The organism is Pseudomonas sp. PS01303, from assembly GCF_029959385.1.
Lineage (GTDB): Bacteria > Pseudomonadota > Gammaproteobacteria > Pseudomonadales > Pseudomonadaceae > Aquipseudomonas > Aquipseudomonas rustica.
Genome location: NZ_JASCPK010000209.1, coordinates 1 through 7,766 on the forward strand (window position 1 = coordinate 1; position 7,766 = coordinate 7,766).

Here is a 7,766-nt window from a genome sequence, read left to right on the forward strand (position 1 = left end):
GGGCTGGCCTCATCGCGAGCAGGCTCACTCCTACAGGGTTTGGTGGTGCCTACAATATTTGGACAGGACAGATAACCCATGTAGGAGTGAGCCTGCTCGCGATGGCGGTGGGTCAGTCAGAGTTGTTTTGAATGGGCTGACGCCTTCGCGAGCAAGCTCGGCTCCTACAAGTTTTGTGAGCGCCACAGATCGGTGTAGGAGCAGAGCTTGCTCGCGAAGAGGCCCTGACCACCACCGCGAATCAATCCAGATGCGCCCACGTCATCCGAAACGACGCCCCACCCCAAGGCGACTCCCCAACCTCAACCTGTCCGCCATGTGATTGCGACACGCGCCGTACCAGCGCCAGGCCCAAACCGAATCCACCCGTGCGCCGATCCCGACTGGCATCCAGCCGCGAGAACGGTTCGAAAATCTTCTCCCGCCCTTCCAGCGGAACCCCCGGCCCATCGTCGTTGACCCGCACCTCGTAATAATCCCCGGTGCGCACCAGCGTCACTTCGACTTTTTGCTCGGCATAACGAATCGCGTTGCGCAGCAGGTTGATCACCGCCCGCGCCATAAACCGTGGTTCGATGCGCACCGTGTCGAGCCGGCATTCGCCAATCAGCAACTGCACGCCCGCCGCTTCCGCCTCCAGCGCTACGCTGCCGACCACGCTGTCGAGCCAATTGGTCGCCTGAATATTCTCGCGTTTGATCACCGTCGCACCGCGTTCAAGGCTGGCGTAGGTCAGCAGCTCCGAGACCATTTCCTCCAGCTCGCCAAGGTCGGCGTACATGTCGGCAATCAGCTCACGGCTCTGGCTGGCGTCCGGCTGCTGCTTCAGTTGATCAAGCTCAAACGACAACCGCGCAATCGGCGTGCGCAGTTCGTGGGACACCGCGTTGGTCAGCTCGCGCTGATTGGCGATGAGGCCTTCGATGCGCGCGGCCATCAGGTTGAAGTGTTCCGCCAGATCACGAATGTTCGAGCGCTTCGACAACTGAATGCGCGCCGACAAATCGTTATCGCCAAAACGCTCAGCGGCCAGCCGCAGCTTCTCCAGATCGCGCCAGTGCGGGCGCACCCAGAAGAACAACACGATGCCGATCAGCACCGCCAGCATCATGTACGCCGCCGTGATGTAGAACGGCATCAGGCTCGGCTCGGGCGGCAGTTTGATGCTGAGCAACTGCGAACCGCCGTCGATGTTGCTGATGAACTGGGTGTAGTTGTCGCGGGTCACCAACAGATTCTGCGCGAGCTCTGATTTTTCTTCGTCGGTCAGTTTCAGTTGATCGGCCTCGATCAGCCCCAGCGACAGGCCATAGTGCGGACGCAACGCCTCAAGCTGCTGCTCGCGTGCTTCGCCATGTTGATCGCGCATGTGCTCGACCAGCGACCACGCTTGACCGCGCACCGCCTCGCGGTTGTAGGCCTGCATCTGATTGTCGAGCAAGGCGTTGAAGGTGTGCTCGACCGTCTGCAGGGCCAGCACCAGCCCCACCGTCATCACCAGAAACAACCCGAGAAATAAGCGCAGCATCTACAGCTCCCAGGCAAACGGATTGAACAGATAACCCTTGCCCCACACGGTCTTGATGCACACCGGTTCGCGCGGATTGTCTTTGAGTTTGTTGCGCAGTTTGCTGATGTACACATCGACGCTGCGGTTGAGCCCGTCGAAGGCAATCCCGCGCATGCGGTTGAGGATGTCATCACGGGAAAGAATCTTGCCGGCGGCGCTGGCGAGCAGCCACAGCAGTTCGAATTCCATGGTGGTCATTTCGATGATCTCACCGGCCAGACGCACCTCGCGGCAACTGCGGTCGATGCTCAACTGGCCAAACACCAGCGAACTGACCACGCTACTGTCCGGCACCTGACGCCGTTGCAACGCGCGCAAGCGGGCGAGCAACACCGGCGGTTTGATCGGTTTGATCACGTAGTCGTCGGCACCGGATTCCAGACCGAGAATGTGATCGAGGTCGTCTTCCTTGGCGGTCAAAATGACGATTGGTGTGTCCGACACGCTGCGAATTTCGCGACACACGTGCAGACCGCTCTGCCCCGGCAACATCAGATCAAGCACCACCACTTTCGGTTTGAATTCAAGAAAAGCGGCCACGGCCAGATCGCCACGGTGCACCGTGCGCGCTTCGTAGCCGTGTTGTTCGAGGAAGTGAGCGATCAGCGCCGCGAGACGCTCGTCGTCTTCCACCAGAAGGACTTTGCCGAAACCCAGGTTATCCATAACGACCGTCTGCCAACCCATGTGTGAAGTGGTCGACATTATGGCGGCATTCTCGGGCGGAAGCCGGTTATCGGTGATGTTTCATACTCTTAAGAGTTTTTAACAGATTGGGTAGGAGCATGGCTTGCCAGCGAATGCGTCCTTGAGATCGCTATCGCAGGCAAGCCGTGCTCCTACAGGGTTATGCCGCGACAGGCACACCGCTGTGAAAACGGAACTCCTCGTCCGGCGATTCAATCAACTCTTGCTCGGCAGCACGAACCCGCACGATCACCTGCTCAACATCCTTGGCATCACCGTACTGATAAGCCAGCTTCAGATACCCCTGAAAATGCCGCGCCTCACTTTTCAGAAGGCCAAAGTAGAACTTGCCGAGTTCTTCGTCCAGATGCGGCACTAGCGCTTCAAAACGCTCACAACTACGCGCTTCGATAAACGCGCCCACCACCAGCGTATCCACCAGTTTCACCGGTTCATGACTGCGCACCACTTTGCGCAGGCTCGACGCGTATCGGCCGGCGTGAAGCTGGCGCAGTTCGATCTTGCGACGCTTCATCAGGCGCATGACTTGTTCGTGGTGCACCAGTTCTTCCCGGGCCAGACGCGACATCATGTTGATCAGGTCGACGTGGGAATGGTACTTGGCTATCAGGCTCAGCGCGGTGCTGGCGGCCTTGAACTCGCAGTTCTTGTGGTCGATCAGCAGGGTCTCCTGATCGGCCAGTGCGGCCTGAACCCACGCGTCGGGGGTGCGGCAGCCAAGGAATTCGTGGATTTCGGGAAGGATCATGGGGCTCACGGTAAAGGTGTTCGAGCGAAGGGCGCCGATTATACCGGCCTGTCCAAAGACCACCAGCGGCGGACGTTGATATGCATCAAGTCGCGCACGTTCTGGCAGCAACTATAGTTGTGCAACGCCGTGCCTTTTCTTTGCTGGAGACTCCGCTCATGCAAGCCATTCGCAGCATTCTGGTGGTCATCGAACCCGAACATTCGGAAAGCCTGGCGCTCAAGCGCGCCAAGTTGATCGCGGGCGTGACCCAGGCCCATCTGCACCTGCTGGTCTGCGACAAGAAGCACGACCACGCCGGCATGCTCGGCGTGCTCAAAGCCGCGCTACTGGCGGACGGTTACAGCGCCACCACCGAACAGGCGTGGAACGAGAGCCTGCACGAAACCATCATCGATGTGCAGCAGGCCGAGGGCTGCGGACTGGTGATCAAGCAGCATTTCCCGGACAGCTCACTGAAAAAAGCCCTGCTGACCCCAGCGGACTGGAAACTGCTGCGCCACTGCCCTACCCCGGTGCTGCTGGTGAAAACGTCGACCTCGTGGAAAGACCGAGTGATTCTGGCGGCGGTCGATGTCGGCAATGCCGATGGCGAGCACCGGCATTTGCACAATACGATCATTGATCACGGCTACGACATCGCCGCGCTGGCCAAGGCGCATCTGCATGTGATCGCGGCGCATCCATCACCAATGCTGTCGGCGGCGGATCCGACGTTCCAGCTCAGCGAAACCATCGAAGCGCGCTATCGCGAGCAATGCCGGGCGTTTCAGGCGGAATTTGATATTGATGACGAGCATCTGCACATCGAAGAAGGCCCGGCGGATGTGTTGATTCCGTTTATGGCGCACAAGCTGCAGGCAGCGGTGACCGTGATTGGCACGGTGGCGCGCACCGGGTTGTCGGGGGCGCTGATCGGCAATACGGCGGAAGTGGTGCTGGATGAGCTGGAGAGTGATGTGCTGGTACTCAAACCGCAGGAGGTTGAGGATCATTTGGTGGAGTTGGCGGTGAAGCATTAAGTGCAAAAGATCGCAGCCTTCGGCAGCTCCTACAGGTAGGACGCATTCCCATGTAGGAGCTGCGGCACGCTGCGATCTTTTGATCTTCAGGCGCCAAAGGCGTCTTTAAGGAAACCGGGGGCGATGTAGCGCTGATAATGCGCTTCCGACAGCAGGAAAAATTCCCGATCAATGGCATCGCGCAATTCCGGCAGATTCCACTCGCGAAACTCCGGCAGCAACACCATCCCGTACGCGTCGAGATTAATGATCACCCGCGCCCCCCGGGCAATCAGCTGATACGCCCAGCAATATTCCGACTGATGCGGCACGAAGCGGATCTTGCGCTGTTCGAGCTGCTCGCGCAGGCGCGCCGAATCGAAAATCTCGACCTTGCCCGCCATCACTTGTGACAGCAATTGCTCCAGCCGCAACCACACCGCACGTTTTTCCTCCTCGTTGTAACCATTCCAATGGATCACTTCGTGGTGGAAACGCTTGCAGCCACGGCACACCAGATCACCGTAAACAGTGGAGCAGAGGCCGACGCAGGGGGTCTTGATGGTCTGATTGGGCATAAAGTAGGCAAAGGCACTGAAACGCGGAACAGGTCGGCATGTTAGCCCTTTGTCTAACATTCATCACCCCTCAAAGTTCAGGGGTGAACTTACCTTTAAATTTTTTTTGCCGTAGAATCAGCCAGCCTTTTAAGGCGCCAATGTCCGTTAGAAGCTGTTTTCAAAGCGTCACGAGCACAGTCGTTCCTTCAGAGCGGTGTTGGCGAAGGGTTTTTCCAGCGGGGAAAAGCCCAACGCCAACCCTCATCAGCTCCCCGTTCTGCAGGCGTAAAACTTTGAAAGCAGCTTCTGTAAGGAATGGTCGGTAATTCTGGCTAAGTGGCCCACAACGCCACGCAGCGCATGAGTACGGCCATTTCGGGATGAGCGTCCCGGACACCCATTTGGGACCACTGATGAGGGTAATAACTGTGCTTGAAGCCTACCGCAAACATATCGAAGAGCGTGCAGCCCTGGGTATCGTTCCCCAGCCGCTTAACGCCGAACAAACAGCAGGCCTGGTCGAGCTGCTGAAAAACCCTCCGGCTGGCGAAGAAGAATTCCTCGTTGACCTGATCACCAATCGCATTCCACCAGGCGTGGACGAAGCGGCCTATGTAAAAGCCGGCTTCCTGTCTGCTCTGGCCAAGGGCGAAGTTTCCTCCCCTCTGCTGGACAAAAAACGCGCTGTAGAACTGCTCGGCACCATGCAGGGCGGCTACAACATCGTGACCCTGGTTGAACTGCTGGACGACGCCGAACTGGCGCCAGTCGCTGCCGCGCAACTCAAGCACACCCTGCTGATGTTCGATGCGTTCCACGACGTCGCGGAAAAAGCCAAGAACGGCAACGTTCACGCTAAAGCCGTGCTGCAATCCTGGGCTGACGGCGAGTGGTTCAAAAACCGCCCGACTCTGGCCGACAAGATCAGCCTGCGCGTGTTCAAGGTTACCGGCGAAACCAACACCGACGACCTCTCCCCTGCTCCAGATGCCTGGTCGCGTCCAGACATCCCGCTGCACGCCCTGGCCATGCTGAAAATGGCCCGCGACGGCATCGTTCCTGATCAGCAGGGCGCCATCGGCCCGATGAAGCAGATCGAAGAAATGCGCGGTCAAGGCTTCCCGATCGCCTACGTCGGTGACGTGGTCGGTACTGGTTCTTCGCGTAAATCCGCTACCAACTCGGTACTGTGGTTTTTCGGCGACGACGTTCCTTACGTGCCGAACAAGCGCGCTGGCGGTTTCTGCTTCGGCAGCAAAATCGCTCCGATCTTCTACAACACCATGGAAGATGCCGGCGCACTGCCAATCGAGTTCGACGTTTCCAACATGAACATGGGCGACGTGATCGACCTGTACCCGCATGCTGGCAAAGTCTGCAAACACGGCACTGACGAAGTCATCACCACCTTCGAAATGAAGACCCCGGTGCTGTTGGACGAAGTCCGTGCTGGCGGCCGTATTCCGCTGATCATCGGCCGTGGCCTGACCGAGAAGGCTCGCGCCGAACTGGGTCTGCCTGCGTTCGACCTGTTCAAGAAGCCTGACGCACCGATCGAAAGCACCAAGGGTTACACCCTGGCGCAGAAAATGGTCGGCAAGGCGTGCGGTCTGGCAGAAGGCAAAGGCATCCGTCCTGGCACCTACTGCGAACCGAAAATGACCACCGTGGGTTCTCAGGACACCACCGGTCCAATGACCCGTGACGAACTGAAAGACTTGGCGTGCCTGGGCTTCTCGGCTGATCTGGTGATGCAGTCCTTCTGCCACACCGCGGCATATCCAAAGCCGATCGACGTGACCACCCACCACACCCTGCCTGACTTCATCATGACCCGCGGCGGCGTTTCCCTGCGTCCGGGCGACGGCATCATCCACTCGTGGCTGAATCGCATGCTGCTGCCGGACACCGTCGGTACCGGTGGTGACTCGCACACCCGTTTCCCGATGGGCATTTCGTTCCCGGCCGGCTCCGGTCTGGTTGCGTTTGCTGCGGCCACCGGCGTTATGCCGCTGGACATGCCGGAATCGATCCTGGTGCGCTTCAAAGGCAAAATGAAACCTGGCATCACCCTGCGTGATCTGGTTCATGCGATTCCTTACTTCGCTATCCAGAACGGTCTGCTGACCGTCGAGAAGAAAGGCAAGAAAAACGCCTTCTCCGGCCGCATCCTGGAAATCGAAGGTCTGGAAGGTCTGACCCTGGAGCAGGCGTTCGAACTGTCCGACGCCTCGGCCGAACGTTCGGCTGCCGGTTGCACCATCAAGCTGTCGAAAGAGTCGATCACCGAGTACCTGAACTCCAACATCACCCTGCTGCGCTGGATGATCGGTGAAGGTTACGGCGATGCGCGTACCCTGGAACGTCGCGCTCAAGCGATGGAAGCCTGGGTTGCCAACCCGGAACTGATGGAAGCCGATGCTGACGCCGAATACGCCGAAATCATCGAAATCGATCTGGCCGACATCAGCGAGCCTGTACTGTGCGCGCCGAACGATCCGGACGACGCCCGTCTGCTGTCCAGCGTTGCTGGCGAGAAGATCGACGAAGTGTTCATCGGTTCGTGCATGACCAACATCGGTCACTTCCGCGCTGCCGGTAAGTTGCTGGATCAGGTCAAGGGTCAGCTGCCAACCCGTCTGTGGCTGTCGCCGCCGACCAAAATGGACGCTCACCAACTGACCGAAGAAGGCTACTACGGCATCTACGGCAAGGCTGGCGCACGCATGGAAATGCCAGGCTGCTCGCTGTGCATGGGTAACCAGGCACGTGTAGAACCAAACGCTACCGTGGTGTCCACTTCCACTCGTAACTTCCCGAACCGTCTGGGCGACGGCGCGAACGTCTACCTGGCTTCGGCCGAGCTGGCGTCCGTGGCTTCGATCCTGGGTCGCCTGCCGACCGTCGAGGAGTACATGGAATACGCTGGCAAAATCGACAGCATGGCGGCCGATATCTACCGCTACCTGTCTTTCGACCAGATCGCCGAGTTCCGTGAAGCTGCTGCGAACGCCAACATCCCGGTCGTTCAAGCCTAACGTTACAACGCAATAAAAAACGCCGCCCATCGTGAGATGAGCGGCGTTTTTTATGCCTGTAGGGTAAGCATCACGCTAAACACTGTGGGAGCGGGCTTGCTCGCGAATGCATTGTGTCAGGCGACACCAGCGCTGAAGACC

General features: G+C 58.7%; 6 protein-coding genes. 2 read left to right on the forward strand and 4 right to left on the reverse strand.

The window, feature by feature from the left end:
• Positions 1-241 precede the first annotated feature (241 nt).
• From QMX93_RS28790 to miaE, 3 genes are all read right to left on the reverse strand, one after another.
• The gene (locus QMX93_RS28790) at positions 242-1,528 is read right to left on the reverse strand and encodes an ATP-binding protein (protein WP_282358947.1); all 1,287 of its coding nucleotides are present in this window, start codon (positions 1,526-1,528) and stop codon (positions 242-244) included.
• The gene (locus QMX93_RS28795; protein ID WP_282358950.1) at positions 1,529-2,236 is read right to left on the reverse strand and encodes a winged helix-turn-helix domain-containing protein; all 708 of its coding nucleotides are present in this window, start codon (positions 2,234-2,236) and stop codon (positions 1,529-1,531) included.
• Positions 2,237-2,417: 181 nt separating this feature from the next.
• Positions 2,418-3,026, reverse strand: coding sequence for a tRNA isopentenyl-2-thiomethyl-A-37 hydroxylase MiaE (gene miaE, locus QMX93_RS28800; RefSeq protein ID WP_053121340.1), 609 nt, complete (start codon positions 3,024-3,026; stop codon positions 2,418-2,420).
• Positions 3,027-3,184: 158 nt separating this feature from the next.
• On the opposite strand from miaE, the gene QMX93_RS28805 reads away from it, so the two are divergent.
• On the forward strand, positions 3,185-4,048 hold the full coding sequence (locus QMX93_RS28805; protein WP_053121342.1) for a universal stress protein: 864 nt from the start codon (positions 3,185-3,187) through the stop codon (positions 4,046-4,048).
• 86 nt (positions 4,049-4,134) lie between these two features.
• Here the strand turns inward: QMX93_RS28805 and QMX93_RS28810 are convergent, their stop codons facing one another.
• Positions 4,135-4,605 (reverse strand): DUF1289 domain-containing protein, encoded by a 471-nt coding sequence (locus QMX93_RS28810; RefSeq protein WP_159814138.1) that lies wholly within the window; start codon positions 4,603-4,605, stop codon positions 4,135-4,137.
• A 410-nt stretch (positions 4,606-5,015) separates the two neighbouring features.
• On the opposite strand from QMX93_RS28810, the gene acnB reads away from it, so the two are divergent.
• Positions 5,016-7,625, forward strand: coding sequence for a bifunctional aconitate hydratase 2/2-methylisocitrate dehydratase (gene acnB / locus QMX93_RS28815; protein ID WP_053121346.1), 2,610 nt, complete (start codon positions 5,016-5,018; stop codon positions 7,623-7,625).
• Positions 7,626-7,766: the final 141 nt, after the last annotated feature.

Coding starts and splice junctions, on each gene's coding strand:
- QMX93_RS28790 (WP_282358947.1), bottom strand. CDS start 1,528: ATGCTGCGCTTATTTCTCGGGTTGTTTCTGGTGATGACGGTGGGGCTG.
- QMX93_RS28795 (WP_282358950.1), bottom strand. CDS start 2,236: ATGGATAACCTGGGTTTCGGCAAAGTCCTTCTGGTGGAAGACGACGAG.
- miaE (WP_053121340.1), bottom strand. CDS start 3,026: ATGATCCTTCCCGAAATCCACGAATTCCTTGGCTGCCGCACCCCCGAC.
- QMX93_RS28805 (WP_053121342.1), top strand. CDS start 3,185: ATGCAAGCCATTCGCAGCATTCTGGTGGTCATCGAACCCGAACATTCG.
- QMX93_RS28810 (WP_159814138.1), bottom strand. CDS start 4,605: ATGCCCAATCAGACCATCAAGACCCCCTGCGTCGGCCTCTGCTCCACT.